Here is a 19857-nt window from a genome sequence, read left to right as displayed (position 1 = left end):
GTTATCGATCGCCTGTCACTGTTATCGATCGCCTGTCACTGTTATCGATCGCCTGTCACTGTTATCGATCGCCTGTCACTGTTATCGATCGCCTGTCACTGTTATCGATCGTGGTGCAACGCCAATCGAGTCCACAACTTATTAATAATGATAATCGTGCTTGGGTGAGAGAGTCCACCGCAGGCGGACTCTCTCGCCCTTACCCCTATTTGATTATCATTATTATTCCCTAATATTTCTATCCCAAGAGGTATTGACAAAATCTACTCCCTTCTAACTTGTTACTAATGGTGTACCGCTGAGCCTCAAACAAGCGCAGCAACTGGTATCTCAGCTAAATGAATCAGAATTTCATCAAAGTTCAGTGACGGGATATAGTTGGTCAGAACACAAAAGTAATTATGGTGGAATTGAACAAAGATGGTTAGTAGTAGAGAGCAGTTTGCGTCGTGATGCTGACCGACGTAAATTATCAAAAAACCTCAAAAAAGCTGAAGTTGAGGGTCAGAAAAAGTTGCGAGAGTTATCAAATATTGAATTTGCTTGTTCAGCGGATGCCTCAGCAGCAGCAAGTCGTTTATCTAAACAACTAAAATATCATAATTTAACCCAAGTTACTAGCAGACAAGCGACCGCAAAACCAGCTACTAATTCGACAATTTCTCATGACAAATTTACCTCTAGCTTGATATTTAAAGTTGAAGCAAAACTGGAATTAGATGCTAGTGTGATTGCTCGCATAACCAAAGCTAGTGGCAGATTTATCTTAGCTACTAATGTGCTGGATGCATCACAATTAAATCCTGATGAAATGATTGTGAAATATATAGTTTTGGTGATTTAGACGCTTCATAAAGCGACATATTGCCGAAAAATTCACTCGTTACAGGTTCATAAAACAGGGATTCTGCATTGGTATTGATAGTATAACTTTGACCACACCTCCCAGTAGGGCTGAATTTCATGCAACCTCTGAGTGCGATTTTTCATAATTTATGCTCAGCTCAATATATTTCTTATCTAGATTATCCATTAAATTTGCACGCTCACGTTCATCAGATATCTTCTACCCTATCTATTCGCATGAGTATTAGTGCTTACCTTTTCTGTTGGTTGACAACATTAAACAGGTTATACTACTGTGTTAAGAAATAACATAAACAATACCGGATAATTAGCCGGAAAGTCATGAAACAAAATAGAAGTTCATACTATTCCACTCGCGAGACAGTGACTGTTGCCCAACTGCTTTTACAATATCTGGAATTGGAGGGGACTAATAAATTGTTCGGCTACCCTGGTGCCGCGAACAAGTCTGTGTTAGAGGAACTTAAATGCCAGAAGGACAAGTTTGACTACCTCATCTGCCGACAGGAAACGGGCGCTGTCTATATAGCTGATGGCTATTCACGAGTCACTGGCCAACTTGGCGTTGTATTGGTCACGTCGGGACCGGGCGCAACCAACGCTCTGACAGGAACAGCGAATGCTCAACAGAGCAACTCCCCTTTATTAATCATTACAGGAGAACCGTCAGAAGCGAATTTTGGCAAAGGTTATCTCCAAGAGGGGGTTAACAGCAGTCTCAGAATCAATGCCATCTACCGTAACGCCTGTCAGTATAGTGCGATGATCAGCAATGAGAATAATTTTCAAACACTTTTTACCCAGGCTCTTCGCACTGCGCTCTCTATTCCGTCCCGCGCCGCCCATCTCAGTCTTCCAGACAATGTTGCCAGTAGTTCGCTAAAGAACATAACCTTTCCGAACACGCCCGAAAATTATCGGACTACTCCTAGCACTTCCGATCCAAAAAAGGTAAAGCAAGCATTTGATTATCTGATCGATGCCGTACATCCATTGATTTTCTTGGGGAACGGCTGTCGTCAAGTGCTACAGGGTGAGCGGCTCAGAAAGTTCATACATTTCGTTGAGAAGTTCGCAATTCCGGTGATGACGACACCGGATGGTAAGGGAGTATTCCCCGAAAACCATGAGCTGTCGCTACGAAACTACGGTCTTGCGGCTTGCGAGTGGCCTAAATACTATATAGCGCCCGAAGATTTTGAAGACCATAAATACTATATGGGATCGAAGTACGATGCCCTGATGGTTATGGGGTCTAACTTGGATGGGCTAGCTACGCGCGTCGGGAAAGCTGCATGGGACAATCTGTTAATTCCTAACGGACCCTTTATTCAGGTCGATTTAGATCAAAGCATTATTGGTCGAGGATTTCCAATTGAACTGGGAATCGTGGCTGAAATCGGCGCTGTTATCGATAACTTATTTGAACTCAGTGAAAGCACTCCACCGAACAAATTCGTTGAAGAACGTCGGAAATTCATTCAGCATATCAAAACAGACCACTCACCGTTCATCACTCCACACAAGATGGATTCCGACGCTAACCCGATACTGCCGCAAGCCCTGATGAAGTGCATCCAGGAATTGCGGCCTCCAGGGACACACCTGTTCATAGATGGTGGAAATTGCATTGGTTGGTCGTTGCATTACCTGGTAATTGACCAGGCTTCCCAGATGCACAATTCACTGAATTTAGGCCCAACGGGCTTTGGTACGGCAGCGGTCGTTGGTGGAAAGGTGGGGGCACCGGACAAGACCTGCATAGCGATTACGGGGGATGGCGGTTTCATGATGCAGGGCAATGAGATAGCGACGGCTGCAAAGTACAACATCGGTGCTATTTGGATTGTGCTTCAAGACAATGATTTAGGAATGGTTAGTCAGACGATGATGTACACCTCTGGGTCTCCCTTGCCAAATCCAGAATGGAAAAACTACTATAACCTCGGCAATCCAGATTTAGCAAAGTTTGCCGAAGGGTTGGGTGCGGATGCTTATAACATTTATAGTCCTAAAGAGATGAGGGAGCGATTGGCACAGGCGATGAAGAACGCGGCTCTAAACAACAAACCCCAGGTAATTGTAGCCCATATCAATACAGATGAGGTGCCACCTTACTACGGTCAGGATGTTCAAAAAGCATTTCCTGTAATTTAAAAAAGTGTTTGAAAGTCCGACTAAATTTATGAGGAATAAAAAATGATCGCAGAAAACCCATTTGTGGGAACTTGGCAACTGCTCTCGTGGAAAAATGTGGATGAAGAGGGCAACATCACCTACCCATTCGGTGAAGATGCAATTGGCTACGTGCTGTATTCCGAGGATGGATATATGTCTACTAATCTGATGACAGCCAACCGCCCCAACTTTGAGACTGATGACGTTCTGGGAGGAACCACAGAAGAGCGGGCAAGGGCAGAACAAACTTACGTCGCCTATTGTGGTGAGTATGAAATCAACGACAACAAAGTTATTCATCATATTAAAGCCAGCCTGTTTCCCAACTGGGTTGGTATAAACCAAGAACGTTTCTTTGAATTCAAAGATGAGCAGTTGACATTGAGTACACCTCTTATCCCGATAGGCGGTAAGAAGCAGAGAGCCTATCTGATTTGGAAGCGTGCCTCCCTTTCTAGACCAACGTAACGAACCTTTAATGAGCTGTTGCCTAGTAAATTTATATAAATTTACTAGGCAAGATTGCCGAAAAAGGCAATTGTGAAACACGCTCGAGTGAACGTTTCGCCTATTCCCTAAACCAAACACGAACAAAGGATGACAAATTTATGGATGCAATCGATATTGCGATCGTTGGCGGCGGCGTATCGGGTGTCTATAGCGCGTGGCGGCTCAAGCGAGCCTACCCGGAAAAGAAGATCATCCTCTTTGAGGGGAGCGATCGCATCGGCGGGCGTCTGCTGTCTGTGCGACCGCCCGACATCGACAACATGGTTGCGGAACTTGGTGGGATGCGTATCCTCCGAGCCGTGCAACCGCTGATCGCGCAACTCATTGATGAGCTTAATCGTGCACTTCTGCCGGAACAGAAGATTGAGTTGTATGACTTTCCGGTCGATGAGCCACAAAACATTGCCTATCTCCGTGGCATCTATCTTCGTCTCTCCGACTTCACTACCCAACCGGACAAAGTGCCCTATCATCTCTCGTTCCTAGAGCGTGGTGAAACAGCAGGCGGCATCATCATCAACGCGATTGAGCAGATTGTGCCGGGAATCACAGATCCAGGGCTTAATGAATGCCAGCGGCGACAGATGGCGCAGGAGGCGAACTTCGCTGGAAGACCGTTATGGCAACAAGGCTTTTGGAACGTGTTAATCCGTGTCATCAGCGGCGAAGCCTACGAACTCGGTGTCGATGCTGGGGGTTACAACTCGACTCTGACGAACTGGAACGCCGCTGATGCAATTCCTTGGTATCTCTCCGACTTTGGCATTAGCTCAAAATACCAAGGTTTTAAGAAGGGATTTCAGGAGGTACCGAAATCATTAGCGGAGCTTTTCCAGAAAGATGGCGGCGAAATTCGGCTCAGTACGAAGATCGACGGATTTGATTGGAATGGCAGTATGTTTGAGCTGAACCTCCCGGGCGAAATGATCGCAGCCAATTCATTAATCCTTGCCATGCCCTGCCACTCACTCGAGATCCTGGCACCGACAAGCCCTCCTCTCCAGAAGATACAGGAGCTGATTGCGAGCGTCACGCCGCGTCCACTCTTCAAGCTCTTCACAACCTATACCAATCCGTGGTGGCGTGCCGCAGGCTACACTGCGACTGATGGCAAGTTTGTTCCAGTTGAGTCTGGACGAACGGTCACAGACCTTCCGGTGCGACAAACCTACTACTGGCCTAAAGAGGACGGCTCGCCAGCAACTGACGGACCGTCGATGTTGATGGCAAGTTATGACGATGGGACAAACATCGGCTTTTGGGACGGTCTCCGCCCACGGCGGGGTCAGGCATGGCAAGCGGGTCAAGAGATTGCGAAAGTCTGCAACCCGTTCCGGGGCGATCGCCAGGAACGAGACGACCAGGAATGGTACAACTACAGCGCTCCTCAGCCGATGGTTGAGGAGGTGGCACGCCAGCTTGCGACAATCCACGGTCTCAACCACACACCTGAGGTGAAGAACGCGGCATTCCGTGACTGGGGTGACGACCCATTTGGTGGCGGGTGGAACAGTTGGAATATTGGCGTGCAGAGTTGGGAGGTCAAGGAAAAGATTGTCCAACCTTTCGATGGGCTATCTCTCTACATCTGCGGCGAAGCCTATTCAGATGCCCAAGGTTGGGTCGAAGGCGCGTTACAGACCGCTGATATGGTGCTTAAGAGGTTTGGGATTTAAACCCATGCGATCTTAAAACCAACAGTATCTTCGCTATATTTCCCTTAGTCCGTCGCACTTCCCACTGAGGGGGGTAGACGGACTTTACTGGGGTCGTAGGCGATCTCATCGTCTTTCTACATCCTCCTAAACGCACCTATTTTTGTTTCATCACCACCAAAGTAATATCATCAAAAACCTTCTGAACGCCAATATACTGCCGCACATCATCGATCACAGCTTCCCGAATTTCTGCTGCCGAGAGATGACGATTTTCTACCACCACTTGCCACAACCTTTTTAACCCGTACAGCGATTTATTAATATCACGAGCTTCCGGAATTCCATCAGTATAAAGCACCACCACATCCTCAGGATTTAACTGCACTTCTATTTGGGTAATAAAGTCGCCAATCTCCTCTACTAAACCAATAGGAAATCCTAAATCCATTGTGTCTATGCACTCCAATGTTCCATCAGCGCGCACTACGATCGTTTCCTCATGTTGTCCGCTTAATTTCAAGACACCTCCGGCATAGTCTAAGATGGCTAGAGACATATTTTTCTGGGAATCCATCCGCTGGAGATTGTCATAAAGAGTTTGATTGATCACATCCAAAAACTTCACGGGATCGGTTTCGTTCATTTTCTGAAGCGTCCTGACAGCAGTTTGTGCCATAATCATTAACACGCCACTTTCTAAACCATGTCCTGTGACATCGCCAATGCTAATCTTGACTCGATCGTCCTGTTGCAATACATCGTAGTAATCGCCGCCAACTTCGTCGGCAGGTTCCATAAAGCCAGCTATTTCTAAGCCTTCAATTGCTTCTAGTTCTGACTGTTTTGGTAACACCATTTGTTGCAGTTGTTTGACAATATCGAGTTCTGCACTCATCCGCAGATTGTCTTGCTTTAGGAGTTCATTGAGACTGCTAATTTCTTGATTAGCTTCAGCTAGTTCAACAGTACGTTCTTTTACTTTATCTTCTAAATTTTGATATAGTCGCGCATTTTCAATCGAAATAGCTGCTTGGGAGGATAAGATTTTTAAAACTTCCAATCTGTCCGGAGTAAATACCCTGGTGGTGAGATTGTTTTCCAAGTAAAGGATACCCAAGAATTTACCTTGATTAATAATGGGCGTACACAATACCGATTTAGGTTGGGTACCGATGATGTAGGGATCTGCAGAAAACGTATTTTCAACACGGGCATCGTCGAGTACCAGAGTTTCAGATGTGCGGTAGACATAGTTGATTAAAGTTACAGGAATCTCTGGGCTTTGTTCAACTGGAATCGATTGCATTACTGTTGCTTTTTTTGTACCACTAACTCCCCTTGCTTCAATCACCAAGTTGCCTGCCTTGGATAAGATCAAAAAGGCTTTTTCTGCTCCAGCATTCTCTATGGTAACTTGCATCAAAGTGGAGAGTAACTTATCCAGTTCAACTTCCCCGGAGAGTGCTTGAGAGCCTTTAATCACTGTTGCAAAGTCTAGAATGGCTGAATTAGCTGAACCTGAACTGCTCGACGTGACGGTTTTTGTAAGCGTTTGAACAATTGTCTCCCCTGTTGTTGCACTGTTTTTTTGGTTCAGAATGGGGGCGAGTAACTGGGGATAGCGTTTTTCTAAATCATCAATTTTTGCCTTGGCTCCCCAGCGAGCATAGGCATAGTAGGCATTAATTAAATAAGCTTGGGCAATTGTTTCCTTGCCCCAACTAATATAAAATTTGGCGGCGAGTTCGTGAGCTAGGGCTTCTTCGTTGAGGTACTCGTTTTCTTGAGCTCCGGCTATGGCGCGATCGTAGTAGTCCATTGCCTCAACAAAATCACCCAGAACCCGATGTCTTTCTGCCTCTACTAGATAAAATTTATGTTGATGATTTATTGGGAAATGATGCACCCATTTCTGAATCTTTTCTTGGTTACTGCTAACCCGATTGAGCCAAGCTTCTTTTTCAAAGTCGGAAGCATCGGTAAGTAAGCTCAAGTGAACCAGAGAATCATAGAAATGAAATAGAGGGACAGCCACCGTTCCTGCGACACCATCTAAATACTCTTCTGCCATCAGGGCATTTTTTGCAGCTTGATGATACTCTCCAAACAGATAACTTAAGATCAGCTTATTTAAATATGCTAAATTAGTTCCTTGTCTGTCATTCACCTCAAGCATACGTGGCAGCGATTGATCCTCGTTGTAGGCATCACCAATTAACTGTGTTGGATTTTCTACCTTACCCAACAAATTCTGCACTGCCTGCCAAAATATGGCAATCCAAGTCGAGGTAGTTTCCCGCCTGATTTGATTGAGAACTTGACAGTAAGCCGCCATTTCCTGCTCTATAACCGTAAGTTCGCGACCGATAGAATATGAATTTTGGCACACATATTGAGCACAATAACCAACAAATTCAAAATCTCCGGTTTCCCAGGCGCTGTGATAGCCATCAATCAAAACGGGTAAGCTTTCCTTGATATGCTCTTTCCAATGTATGATGTGACCACCAAAAGTATCACATACCTTCGCCTTAACTGTTTTGGCATTCAATCGTTCTACTAAGCTCATAGCCAATTTGCCAAATTTATAACCAGCTTCAATATCTTGAATGACACCACACAGGATTACTCCGTAACAACCATAAGCAAAAGCCGCAAAAATTGACGTTCCATGTTGGATAGATAACTTGACTTCTGTCAATACAATCAACACAAAAAGTTCAGGAGCAGCTATAAATGCCGCAGCTGTTATAGTCGATAAGATAAACAAAGCTGCCCGACTTTCAGAAGATGTTATTTCCGGCAAATGAATTAAGTTTTCGATTTCTTCCCTAACATAAAGTGCAGCGGTTTCTTCCAGTCCTTTTTGAATATCCAACTGGTTTGGCTCTTCTGGTAAGATTACCCCCAACAGATTCAGCACAATGAGTCCAATTTTAATTCCTTCCTTGATGTTGCCCTGTGCTACAGCAGCTTGAATCTTGACCTCATATACTTTTACTTTGTCCAGCAGCGTCAAAGCTTGTTCGAGAACAATATCAGCCAATTGCTCTATGGCGATAAAGTCACCGCACAGGTACGCGGCCTCGGCTGCTTCCTCATGCAGAGCTAATGTTAGGTGATACTGCTCGAGCCAACTATCGGCTGCTAGGAGTTCCAAACCCACAGTTAAATATCTTTTGGCAGCCGTATAAGCCGTTGAAGATTTAGCTTTACGCCCAGCCATCAAATTCAAAGAAGCTAATTCATTGCGCTCAGTCTGATGGTTGATTAACTCGACCCCAATATTCAACTGATTGACAATATCAAAAATCTTTTCTTCCCGTTCCTCTGGTGGAATATTACTCAACAGCAGTTGCCCAATTTTCAGGTGAGTTGACTGTTTTTGGGATTCGGGAATCAGAAAATAAGCCGCTTGCTGCACTCGGTCATGCAAAAATCTGTAGGGAACAGATAACTCAGACCCTTGTGCAACTTCAACGGATTCAGAGTCCTGAAAGAACTTGTAACTTTCAGTAATCGGAATAATCAGGCTTTCTTGCAAGGCTCTCCACAAGTCAGCCGCCGTCTCTGCTTGAGGTTTCTCATGTACAATAGCCAAAGTTGCTAAGTCAAATTGGTTGCCAATACAAGCAGCCATTTTCAACACATTCTGGGTATTCTCTGGCAGCTTTTGCAATTGAGTTGCCATAAATTCAACTACATCATCGCTGACAGCCAGTGCCATCACCTTGGCAATGTCGCACTGCCAATAGCCGCCACTAAATTCAAAATAAATTAGTCCCTCTTGATGCAAAGATTTAAGGAATTGAGTCGCAAAAAATGGGTTGCCTTTGGTTTTAGCAAACACCAGTTCTGTCAAAGGCATTGCTAAGTTTGGGGGACAACTCAGGGTATCGGCAATCAGGCGGTTTAAAGAATGCTGGTCTAGGGGCGCTAAAGTAATTTGGTTGACCGTGGCATATGCTTTCCGAATTTCATCCAACGTCAACATCAAAGGATGTGCTGGATTAACTTCGTTATCCCGATAGGCTCCTATTAACAACAAATAGCCTCTATCCGTTTCACTCATCAGCAATTGCATTAACTTCAGAGAAGCGGAGTCTGCCCACTGCAAGTCATCCAAAAAAATGACCAGGGGATGCTCTCTGGTTGCGAACACCCGGATCAACTTTTCAAAGAGCAGGTTGAAGCGATTTTGGGCGGCACTTCCTTCCAATTCTGGAACTTCTGGCTGTACCCCAATCAACAGTTCTAATTCTGGGATGACATCAATAATTACCCGACTATTTTCACCCAAAGCCGACAAGATTTTGGTTTTCCACTTCTGCACAGAGTCGGCACTTTCGCCCAGCAGTTGCCGCATCAAATTCTGGAGTGCCTGCACCCAAGCAGAGAAAGGAATATCGCGCTTGAATTGGTCGAATTTTCCTTTAATGAAGTAACCCCGTTGCCGAACAATGGGTTTGTGGACTTCATGCACCACCGCTGTCTTGCCAATCCCCGAAAAGCCAGCCACTAACATCATTTCAGTGGTGCCTATGCTGACTCGTTCAAATGCAGCTAACAGGGTAGCAACTTCCGTTTCTCTACCGTAAAGTCTTTCAGGAATAATAAAGCGCTCGGTGATGTCCCTGCTGCCTAGGGGAAACTGCGTAATGCTGTTTTTTTCTTGCCATTGTTGTAAACAGATTTCTAGGTCTACTCGCAGTCCAAAAGCACTTTGATAGCGTTCCTCAGCGGTTTTTGCCATCAATTTGATTACCATGTCGGAAACCACCCGGGGAATCGCTGGTACAAGCTCGTTCGGGGGAGCTGGTTTGCGGGCAATGTGACAGTGGACTAACTCCATCAAGTCAGTAGAGGAGAAGGGGAGTTGCCCAGTCAGTAGTTCGTAGAAAGTAACACCCAACGAATAAAAGTCGGTGCGGTAGTCAATACCCCGATTCATCCGTCCGGTTTGTTCCGGGGACATATAAGGTAGTGTTCCTTCGAGAACGTTAGGGTTAATGATTTCCTGGCTCTCTCTAGGTAACAGAGAGGAAATACTGAAATCAATCAGTTTTACCTGCTTAGTTTGGGGGTTAATTAGAATATTCTGGGGCTTGATATCTTTGTGAATAACTCGGTATGAATATAATCCTTCTAGGGCTTGGACAATCCCAATGGCGATGCAGAAAAACTCGTTTAGGGAATCATAACATCTCCCCATTCCCTCTCCATTCCCCCATTGCTTCATTTCTTCATAGAGGGAAATACAGCCATTGTCTTCCATAACAAGAGCCAAACCACGATCGTAGTTTTCCAGACTTAAAGGTTTGACCACTCCGGGTATATCAAGGTTTTTAGCAATAGTATATTGATTGCGAAACTGCACCAGTTCATTAAAGGTCGGATACTCAGATTTAAGTAGTTTGATGACCACAGGGTTTTGGTTTCTTTCACTCATAGCGCGATAAACCTGAGTCCTGCTACCAGAGTAGAGTAGAGCAGTGATAGAATAACCGGGGATTGTAATCATAGTTAAAAAAGGGTTATCAATAGGAGTTTTACCATAAATGGCTCAGATGACCCGAGGTTTGATACAAGATAGCTTGTTTGCGTTGCTGCTGAGCTGTATCCCAACTCTACTGCATTACTGCATTACTGCATTACTGTTATCGATCGCCTGTCACTGTTATCGATCGCCTGTCACTATTATCGATCGCCTGTCACTGTTATCGATCGCCTGTCACTGTTATCGATCGCCCGTCACTGTTATCGATCGCCTGTCACTGTTATCGATCGTCCGTCACGATTATCGATCGCCCGTCACGATTATCGATCGTCCGTCACTGTTATCGATCGTGGTGCAACGCCAATCGAGTCCACAACTTATTAATAATGATAATCGTGCTTGGGTGAGAGAGTCCACCGCAGGCGGACTCTCTCGCCCTTACCCCTATTTGATTATCATTATTATTCCCTAATATTTCTATCCCAAGAGGTATTGACAAAATCTACTCCCTTCTAACTTGTTACTAATGGGCGTACTCTGAATCACCCTAGCCGAGAGTTTTTCTTGGAACAGCAAACTCTCTTCAGGTGTCAGCGATTCAATGACTTGAATTAAGGAGTCAACCAACTGAATGTTCATAGCTGGTAATTTACGGAATGTAGAATAGTGCGATCGATGAAACTATCATATCCAATTTCCCCAACACCAACGTCTCAAGCTCTGTGCACTTGCCAATCTCCGGCGGCAATTCCTCCAACCCCAACCCCGCTAAATCCTATTGAGTTCGTAAACAACCCGGTTTTTGACTATCTTTGCGTCCGGGACTAATAAAAAAAGGAACAAAGTGTTTTTCCCTTGTTCCTTTTTTTGTGATTTCTCAAACTGTCAATCTACAGCTTGACTTCGATATCTACGCCTGCTGGCAAATCCAGTTTCATCAAAGCGTCAATTGTTTTAGCAGAAGGCTGGTGAATGTCGATGATGCGGCGGTGCGTGCGGGTTTCAAAGTGTTCGCGAGAATCTTTGTCTACGTGGGGCGATCGCAGCAAGCAATAAATCCGCCGTTTTGTAGGTAGGGGAATCGGACCGATCGCAGTGGCTGCTGTCCGATTTGCTGTATCTACAATCTTTTCGCAGGATGCGTCTAGAATGCGTCGGTCAAAAGCTTTGAGGCGGATGCGAATTTTTTGTTGTGGGATAGCTGCCATTTTGGTTTCTTTAATTTTCTAGGTTCTGTTTATTATTAGTCATTAGTCATTAGTCATTAGTTATTAGTTATTAGTCATTAGTTATTAGTTATTAGTCATTAGTTATTAGTCGTTAGTTATTAGTCAGTAGTCATTAGTCATTAGCTAACTACTAATATAAACTAAGGACAACTGACCACTAACTACTAACTACTAACTACTGACTACTGACTACTGACTAATGACTACTGACTATGAGCGTATTCCTACTTGAGGATTTTGGAAACAACGCCTGCGCCGACGGTGCGTCCGCCTTCACGGATTGCAAAACGCATTCCTTGTTCGATCGCGATCGGGTGAATCAGCTCCACGGTCATCTTGATCCGGTCACCTGGCATCACCATTTCTGCTTCGGAGCCGTCATCAGCGGTGAACTGCATGATCGTACCAGTTACATCAGTTGTACGAACGTAGAACTGAGGGCGGTAGCCAGAGAAAAAGGGCGTGTGACGACCACCTTCTTCCTTCTTCAGGATGTAGACTTCAGATTCAAACTGAGTGTGAGGCAAGATGCTCTTTGGCTTGGCAATCACCATGCCGCGTTCAATATCTGCCTTCAAAATCCCTCGCAACAGTAAGCCCACGTTGTCCCCAGCCAAGCCTTCATCCAAAGACTTGGTGAACATTTCTACACCAGTCACGGTAGTGCTGCGAGTGTCCTTGAGACCTACGAGTTCGACGTTTTCGCCTACTTTGATCTTACCACGTTCAATCCGGCCAGTAGCGACAGTACCCCGACCTGTAATGGAGAATACGTCTTCTACTGCCATCAAGAATGGCTTATCAATTTCACGTTCGGGGGTGGGGATGTAACTATCCACTGCTTCCATCAGTGCATAAATCTTGTCAATCCAGGGATTTTCGCCCTTGACAGACTTGGGATTTGCAATCATGGCTTCGAGAGCTTTGAGTCCCGAACCAGTGACGATGGGGATATCATCGCCAGGAAAATCGTAGGAGCTTAGAAGTTCGCGAACTTCCAGTTCCACCAATTCCAAAAGTTCTGCGTCATCTACCATGTCTTCTTTGTTCAAGAACACTACCAAGCTAGGAACGCCAACTTGCTTAGCTAACAGGATGTGTTCGCGAGTTTGAGGCATGGGGCCGTCTGCTGCAGACACTACCAGGATGCCACCGTCCATTTGAGCAGCACCGGTGATCATGTTTTTCACATAGTCAGCGTGTCCGGGGCAATCAACGTGGGCGTAGTGCCTATCTGTGGTTTCGTATTCTACGTGAGCAGTATTAATCGTAATACCCCGTGCTTTTTCTTCAGGGGCGGCGTCGATTTCGTCGTACTTCTTACCCTTGGCCTGACCCAGGGCCGAAAGGGTCATGGTAATCGCGGCGGTTAAGGTTGTTTTGCCGTGGTCAACGTGACCGATCGTGCCAATGTTTACGTGGGGTTTAGTCCGTTCAAATTTTGCGCGTGCCATTCTCGATTTGTTCCTTGTTTTTTTAGCGATTTTAGACTTGAGATTTGAGATTGGAGATTTTGGATTCAATCCAAAATCCAAAACCTCAAATCTCCAATCATTAGTTCCCTTTGTTCTTAGCGATAATGGCTTCAGCCACATTTCGCGGCACTTCTTCGTAATGGCTGAATTCCATTGTGAAGATGCCTCGACCTTGGGTTTTCGAGCGGATGTCAGTGGCGTAACCAAACATTTCTGCTAGTGGAACTTTTACAGAAACTTTAGCAATTCCCTGATCCGTCTCTTGACCTTCGATCTGACCCCGACGGGAGTTGAGGTCGCCGATGACATTCCCGATGTAATCTTCGGGAACTTCGACCTCTACCTTCATCATAGGCTCTAGCAGCACAGGCGTTGCATTCATCACGGCTTCTTTGATCGCCATTGAACCGGCGATCTTAAATGCCATTTCTGAGGAGTCTACATCGTGGAAAGACCCGTCTACCATAGTAGCTTTGAGGTCAATCATCGGATATCCTGCTAGAATACCTGATTCGCAGGCTTCTTTCATCCCTTGTCCTGCCGGGCCGATGTACTCTTTGGGTACTGTGCCGCCGACAATTTTGGAGACAAATTCAAAGCCGGTTCCCTCTTCTCCGGGTTCTAGTTCGATCACGACGTGACCGTACTGACCTTTACCGCCGCTTTGGCGGATAAATTTACCTTCGGCACGGACTGCTTTGCGAATGGTTTCGCGGTAGGCTACTTGCGGTTTACCGACGTTGGCTTCTACTTTGAATTCGCGGAGCATCCTGTCTACCAAAATTTCCAAGTGCAGTTCGCCCATACCGGCGATGACTGTCTGGTTGGTTTCTGGGTCAACGTTGACTCTAAAGGTGGGGTCTTCTTCCGAGAGGGACTGGAGGGCTTTGGAGAGCTTCTCCATGTCTTGTTTGGTTTTGGGTTCCACCGCCACCGAGATTACTGGCTCTGGAATAAACAGGGATTCCAGGATTACTGGTGCTGTTTCGTCGCAGAGGGTGTCACCGGTGAAGGTGTCTTTCAAGCCCAAGGCTGCTCCTAAGTCTCCGGCGCGCAGTTCTTCTACTTCAATCCGATCGTCCGATTTGAGTACAATTAGGCGAGAAACCCGCTCTTTTTTGTCTTTGGTGGAGTTGAGGACGTAAGTACCTTTTTTGAGGATACCGGAGTATACCCGCACAAAGGTGAGGCGGCCGTAGGGGTCTGACATGATTTTGAATGCCAGGGCTGACAGGGGCGCGTTATCGTCGGCGTGTCGCTCTGCGATGTCGCCGTTGGCTAGGTGTCCTTGAATTGGGGGAACTTCCAAGGGCGACGGCAGATACTCGATCACTGCATCCAACAACAACTGAACGCCTTTGTTTTTGAAAGCAGAACCGCACAGCATGGGAACGATGCTGCCAACGATCGTCCCGTGGCGCAGGGCCGACTGGATTTCGTCTTGGGTTAGTTCTACGCCTTCGAGGTACTTCTCGGTGAGGGCGTCGCTGGTTTCTGCTACTGATTCGATCAGTTTGGTTCGGTATTCAGATGCTAGCTCTTTGACTTCTTCGGGGATTTCTACTTCTTCGATATCGGTGCCGGTGTCGTTGTTGTAGATGTAGGCTTTCATTTGCACTAGGTCTACTATTCCCCGGAAGTTTTCTTCGCTGCCGATCGGGATTTGGATTGGTACGGCGTTCGCTCTCATGCGATCGCGAATTTGACCGTAGACTTTATAAAAGTTAGCGCCCATCCGATCCATTTTGTTGACGAACACAATCCGTGGCACTTTGTACCTATCGGCTTGTCGCCAAACTGTTTCCGATTGTGGCTGAACTCCACCTACCGAGCAGAAAACTGCGATCACCCCATCTAGCACCCGCATGGAGCGTTCGACTTCGATCGTGAAGTCTACGTGTCCGGGAGTGTCGATGATGTTGATTTTGTGATCTTTCCAAGTGGTGGTGATAGCGGCGGCAGTAATCGTAATTCCCCGCTCCCGCTCTTGATCCATCGAGTCCATAACTGCTGTTCCATCGTGCACTTCACCCATTTTGTGAACCATGCCTGAATAGAACAGAATTCTTTCTGTTGTTGTTGTTTTGCCCGCATCAATGTGGGCTGCGATGCCGATGTTGCGGGTTTTTTCTAGCGGGACGGTACGTGCCACAGCTACCTCCTTGAGTATTCTGGTATACAAATACTAGACAAATCTAGACATTTGCTTCTTACTTCATCGGGAGCATGGGAGCGGCTATCCCTCAGTAAGCTTTCACGGTTTAGCCAACCGCGATCGATTTATCGCTCTGCTGTTATAATACAATTATACTACACAGAAACCCTATTTTGCAGTCGCTAGTGACTGACAACATAAGTTAATGGAGCTTATTGTTACATTTTAATATTTTTTGCAAGATTTGTTTACAAAAATATTAAGTATGTGACATGGAGGATTAAGAGAGTTTTGAATTGGGATTTTTCCAGTGTTGAGTTTGCTTCGTGCCTCGCAGCCTAGGCCTTGGTGAAGCAACCTCAATACTAAAAATTTACACTTTCCAATCTCTCACCCAATGCTCTCATACCACAAAATCGTCCAATTCGACTTACCAGATTTGGCGATTAGTAGCGGTAGTGGGCGAAGGCCTTGTTGGCTTCTGCCATACGGTGGGTTTCTTCGCGTTTGCGAATGGCGCTACCTGTTTCGTTGGCTGCATCCATCAGTTCGTTGGCGAGCTTGGCGGCCATGGAGCGGCCGGTTCTGGCTCTGGCAAATCTGATCAGCCAGCGGAGGGCGAGGGTTGTGCCGCGATCTTGACGGACTTCCATCGGCACTTGGTAGGTGGCGCCACCTACACGACGTGCTTTGACTTCCACTAGGGGTGTCGCGTTTTTGACTGCTTTTTCAAACAAGTCTAACGGTTCGGCTCCTGTGCGTTCTTGGATGGTTTTGAGGGCGTCGTAGACGATGCTGGAGGCAACGGATTTTTTACCGTGCTGCATGATCCGCCTCACCATCATGCTTACCAACCGGCTGTTGTAGGTTGGATCGGGGGGGACTGGGCGTTTTTGAATAACTGTGCGGCGAGACATAGTTCTATTTGGGATTTTTGATTTTGAATGATGGAGTTTGGGGTTTTTGTGAGCTATCGATCGACTATTAATTAGCTATCAACGGGCGATCGAGGGTTTATTTTGGCTCTCTAACCCCTCAAAGATGCAAGTTACGTTTTATTTCTTCGCTGCTTTAGGACGTTTGGCCCCGTATTTGGAACGACCTTGTTTGCGGTCTTTCACCCCTGCCGTGTCTAATGTACCGCGAATGATGTGGTATCTAACTCCAGGCAAATCTTTTACCCTACCGCCGCGGATCATGACTACGGAGTGTTCTTGCAAGTTGTGACCGATACCGGGGATGTAGGCTGTGACTTCAAAACCAGAGGTAAGCCGCACCCGCGCCACCTTTCGCAGCGCCGAGTTAGGTTTTTTCGGGGTGGTTGTGTACACTCTGGTGCAAACTCCGCGGCGCTGGGGGCAACTTTTGAGAGCTGGCGATTTGGTTTTTTTCTGCGTTTCTTCTCGTGCTGAACGAATGAGTTGCTGAATAGTGGGCATGAGTTACGGCATTTCTAGCTTTTTGCTGAATAGAGTGATTTTGTGGCATCCGCACTGAAAGTCCCTTCCCCTATGCGGAGATGGGATTTTGGGGAAAATTATGGATGAATGAGGATACCAGACTCTGTATTGTACACGACTCAACTCTTTTTGGCAAGATTTTTTCGATCGCCCGCTCCGGCTGGAAGTTATTTCCGGGAGTTTTTAGCCAGCTTAAGCAGTGCAGTGGCCAAGGCAATCTCAGTCGCGGAGGCAGAAACCGGGTTTAGTCAAAAATAGCCTTGAGGTCTTGAATCCTTTGGTAGATGGGTCTCAACTTGACTCTGGCGATCGCATCACAGCTACGGGTCGATCCATATCACATAAGATTATAGAAAATACCCCAATAATAAACAATATAAATTCAACTAGACCCGCCATGAGAACCAAAACTTTTATTCCCGAATATACAATTTCCGAACTCTACTTAAACATTTGGAAATCTGGAACCATTGAAAAAAATCAGTTACAAGAGATTCAATCCGCAATTAATTCTCAAACTTCCCGAAGCTCAGACGACCAAAAAATCATCAGCAGACTACTTTACGCCGTACGCCGGGGATGGCTGTCCGTGATGGACTAACTTTCTAGGGCATTGGTGATTTTTAAGTTAAGCTTCGATTAATTAATTCGCGAGGGATTCAACCTAAACTCACAAAAATTTAAAATCCATACTAGAGGAAGGCGATACTAGGGTAAAAGGACGGGTATGTTTAATTCTACTGAACTACTAATAGAGGCTTTCATTCAACACCTTGAGAACGGCTATAGCCGCACTTACGGAGGGTATAAATCCGATTATGCAGATATAATTTCTTGGGTGGGAGCAATGGCATTAGAAAACATTGCCAACAGCGACGCTCTTTATCATAATGTCGAACACGCAATTTGTGTCACCCTAGTCGGTCAAGAAATCTTGCGGGGAAAACACATTCGCAAAGGAGGAGTATCCTGCGAAGATTGGCTTCACTTCATCATTTCGTTGCTTTGTCAAGATATCGGATATGTCAAAGGAGTTTGCCGACTTGACCAACAAGTAGAAGGATTGTACGCTACAGGAAAAAATGGCATAAAAATTGCACTTCCTCCCGGTGCAACCGCAGCCAGCCTAGCACCTTACCGAGTTGATAGAGCTAAACTCTTCATTGACGAACGCTTCGGAAATCACAAGCTAATTAATGCTGAAGCCATCAAACAAAACATCGAGGAAACTCGTTTTTCTGTGCTTGACAGCAACGCTAATCAAAACGTAGTTAATTATTCGAGTTTAGTTCGCGGTGCGGACTTAATCGGTCAACTAAGCAACCCACAATATTTACAAAAAATGGGCGCGCTGTTTTACGAATTGGAAGAAAGCGGTGATACTAAGATTTTGGGCTACCGACATCCGGGGGACTTGCTCCAAAGCTACTCGAAGTTTTACTGGAGCGGTATTTATCCGCACATCAGCGAATCTCTCGGTTACTTACAGTTAACCCAGGAAGGTAAACAGATTGTGGCTAGTTTGTACGCGAATGTATTTCGGATGGAACATCAACGCTGCGATACTGAGGTTGCTTGATGGGTCGATTAGAAATTAAAAGCCTGAGAACACTTGCTCTCAGGCTTTTTTAGCTAGATTTGTCATTGGTTGTGGCTTGTGGCGCACTAACTCAAGCAGATGATTTGCTTTCCTCCGCTACTTGCTCGTTGCTGGGTAATTCCAGACAATAGCCCGCTCCGTATACGGTTTTGATGTACCGAGGATGGCGGGGATCGGGTTCCATCTTGGTTCTCAGGTGTCTGATATGTACGCGAATGGTTTCGATGTCGTCGTCGGGGTCATAACCCCAGACTTCTTTAAGAATTTCGCTGGGAGAGACTGTCTGACCGTGGCGCTGAAGCAAGCAGTGTAGTAACTCGAACTCTAGGTGGGTCAATTTGACAATCTGAGTATACCAAACAGCTTCAAACCTTTCTGGTACAAGGGTCAGTGGTCCGTAATTCAGGATTTCGGAGTGTTTGGCTGCTTGGGGAATGCGGTCTGTGCGCCTCAGTAGGGCTCGCACTCGCGCTAGCATTTCTTCTAGTTCAAAGGGCTTGGTGAGGTAGTCGTCGGCACCGGAGTTGAAGCCTTCTACTTTGTCTTGAGTTTGACTTAAGGCGGTCAACATCAAGACGGGAATGTCGGCGGTGCGATCGTCTCGCCGCAAACGCTGACACACTGTGAATCCGTCTACTCTAGGCAACATCAGGTCTAGGACGATCAAGTCTGGCAGCAGTTGTATGGCTAGGGCCTGACCTTTGATGCCGTCTTCTGCGTGGGTTACTTCGTACCCAGCCATTTCTAGGTTAATGGCTACGAGTTCCGCGATCGCCGCGTCATCGTCAATAACAAGTATCCGAGGCATCATTATTTATCTCACCGCTAACCAGACGGGGCAGCCTACAGCCTTCTGGGGGTTCCAGGTAACTTTAACCAACAATTTACTAATTTTAAGCTTCATTAAGGATAGTAAGGTTCTTTAAGAACCTGTTGAACTATGTAAATATTCTTGTAGTAATTATAAGTGCTAAGGGTGTGTATCAGAAAGCCCCTTCCCCAAAAATCTTGCCTGGGGTTGGTTTTTGGTCTGCTCCCATCCTCAACTTTAGCAGCATCTCTGGGCGCTATCACCGACTCTGACGGTCCTTCGATGACAAATTTTAGCTAGACAGACGGGAATCCCCACACTATACCGCCTCGGTTAGTGTGGGATGAAAGGCGTGTGAGGTGAGGATTCCATCTGTTCACAATCTCAAAGCATAGCTTTGAGGAGTGGGCGGATGGA

Annotated in this window: 17 protein-coding genes; 9 read left to right on the top strand and 8 right to left on the bottom strand. The window is 46.0% G+C overall.

The annotated features are described in order from the left end of the window. From ACBR23_RS26025 to ACBR23_RS26005, 5 genes are all read left to right on the top strand, one after another. Positions 1 to 233: hypothetical protein (locus ACBR23_RS26025; protein WP_371125706.1), on the top strand; the 233-nt coding region annotated here is incomplete at its 5' end. Positions 234 to 298: 65 nt separating this feature from the next. Continuing rightward, the gene (locus ACBR23_RS26020; RefSeq protein WP_371118052.1) at positions 299 to 844 is read left to right on the top strand and encodes an IS1634 family transposase; all 546 of its coding nucleotides are present in this window, start codon (positions 299 to 301) and stop codon (positions 842 to 844) included. A gap of 344 nt (positions 845 to 1188) precedes the next feature. Then, on the top strand, positions 1189 to 3024 hold the full coding sequence (locus tag ACBR23_RS26015) for a thiamine pyrophosphate-binding protein (protein WP_371121028.1): 1836 nt from the start codon (positions 1189 to 1191) through the stop codon (positions 3022 to 3024). A gap of 42 nt (positions 3025 to 3066) precedes the next feature. Continuing rightward, a complete protein-coding gene (locus ACBR23_RS26010; RefSeq protein WP_371118048.1) occupies positions 3067 to 3513 on the top strand; it encodes a lipocalin-like domain-containing protein in 447 nt (148 codons plus the stop codon). Between the two features lie 140 nt (positions 3514 to 3653). Then, positions 3654 to 5231, top strand: a complete 1578-nt coding sequence (locus ACBR23_RS26005) for a flavin monoamine oxidase family protein (RefSeq protein ID WP_371120687.1) — start codon at positions 3654 to 3656, stop codon at positions 5229 to 5231. Between the two features lie 136 nt (positions 5232 to 5367). On the opposite strand, the gene ACBR23_RS26000 is transcribed toward ACBR23_RS26005, so the two are convergent. Further along, a complete protein-coding gene (locus ACBR23_RS26000; RefSeq protein ID WP_371120686.1) occupies positions 5368 to 10734 on the bottom strand; it encodes an AAA family ATPase in 5367 nt (1788 codons plus the stop codon). Between the two features lie 37 nt (positions 10735 to 10771). On the opposite strand from ACBR23_RS26000, the gene ACBR23_RS25995 reads away from it, so the two are divergent. Continuing rightward, on the top strand, positions 10772 to 11182 hold the full coding sequence (locus ACBR23_RS25995; RefSeq protein WP_371120685.1) for a hypothetical protein: 411 nt from the start codon (positions 10772 to 10774) through the stop codon (positions 11180 to 11182). Between the two features lie 5 nt (positions 11183 to 11187). Here ACBR23_RS25995 and ACBR23_RS25990 read toward each other — a convergent pair whose 3' ends face one another. The 6 genes from ACBR23_RS25990 to rpsL all read right to left on the bottom strand — a co-directional run bounded on the left by ACBR23_RS25990 (position 11188) and on the right by rpsL (position 17008). After that, positions 11188 to 11349, bottom strand: a complete 162-nt coding sequence (locus tag ACBR23_RS25990) for a hypothetical protein (protein ID WP_341739534.1) — start codon at positions 11347 to 11349, stop codon at positions 11188 to 11190. 251 nt (positions 11350 to 11600) lie between these two features. Beyond that, positions 11601 to 11909, bottom strand: coding sequence for a 30S ribosomal protein S10 (rpsJ, locus tag ACBR23_RS25985; protein WP_265238410.1), 309 nt, complete (start codon positions 11907 to 11909; stop codon positions 11601 to 11603). A gap of 254 nt (positions 11910 to 12163) precedes the next feature. Then, complete coding sequence (tuf, locus tag ACBR23_RS25980) at positions 12164 to 13393, bottom strand: elongation factor Tu (protein ID WP_371120684.1); 1230 nt, start codon at positions 13391 to 13393, stop codon at positions 12164 to 12166. 100 nt (positions 13394 to 13493) lie between these two features. After that, entirely contained in the window at positions 13494 to 15566 is a 2073-nt protein-coding gene (gene fusA, locus ACBR23_RS25975) for an elongation factor G (RefSeq protein WP_371120683.1), read from the bottom strand. A gap of 449 nt (positions 15567 to 16015) precedes the next feature. Continuing rightward, positions 16016 to 16486 carry a 30S ribosomal protein S7 gene (gene rpsG, locus ACBR23_RS25970; RefSeq protein ID WP_096831141.1) on the bottom strand — a complete coding sequence of 157 codons (471 nt, stop codon included), beginning with the start codon at positions 16484 to 16486 and terminating at the stop codon, positions 16016 to 16018. Between the two features lie 138 nt (positions 16487 to 16624). Next, positions 16625 to 17008, bottom strand: coding sequence for a 30S ribosomal protein S12 (gene rpsL, locus ACBR23_RS25965; RefSeq protein ID WP_340517302.1), 384 nt, complete (start codon positions 17006 to 17008; stop codon positions 16625 to 16627). Positions 17009 to 17112: 104 nt separating this feature from the next. Here rpsL and ACBR23_RS25960 point away from each other — a divergent pair, with 104 nt between their 5' ends. The 3 genes from ACBR23_RS25960 to ACBR23_RS25950 all read left to right on the top strand — a co-directional run bounded on the left by ACBR23_RS25960 (position 17113) and on the right by ACBR23_RS25950 (position 18608). Beyond that, positions 17113 to 17277, top strand: coding sequence for a hypothetical protein (locus ACBR23_RS25960; RefSeq protein ID WP_341739536.1), 165 nt, complete (start codon positions 17113 to 17115; stop codon positions 17275 to 17277). 149 nt (positions 17278 to 17426) lie between these two features. Further along, positions 17427 to 17630, top strand: a complete 204-nt coding sequence (locus tag ACBR23_RS25955; RefSeq protein WP_340517306.1) for a hypothetical protein — start codon at positions 17427 to 17429, stop codon at positions 17628 to 17630. 126 nt (positions 17631 to 17756) lie between these two features. Further along, the gene (locus ACBR23_RS25950; protein ID WP_341739537.1) at positions 17757 to 18608 is read left to right on the top strand and encodes an Npun_R2479 family HD domain-containing metalloprotein; all 852 of its coding nucleotides are present in this window, start codon (positions 17757 to 17759) and stop codon (positions 18606 to 18608) included. 91 nt (positions 18609 to 18699) lie between these two features. Here the strand turns inward: ACBR23_RS25950 and ACBR23_RS25945 are convergent, their stop codons facing one another. Further along, positions 18700 to 19437 carry a response regulator transcription factor gene (locus ACBR23_RS25945; protein WP_340517458.1) on the bottom strand — a complete coding sequence of 246 codons (738 nt, stop codon included), beginning with the start codon at positions 19435 to 19437 and terminating at the stop codon, positions 18700 to 18702. Positions 19438 to 19857 lie beyond the last annotated feature (420 nt).

This window comes from Microcoleus sp., assembly GCF_041354475.1.
Lineage (GTDB): Bacteria > Cyanobacteriota > Cyanobacteriia > Cyanobacteriales > Microcoleaceae > Microcoleus.
Note: the sequence above shows the minus strand (reverse complement) of the source record. Positions and strands in the feature narration are given on the sequence as shown.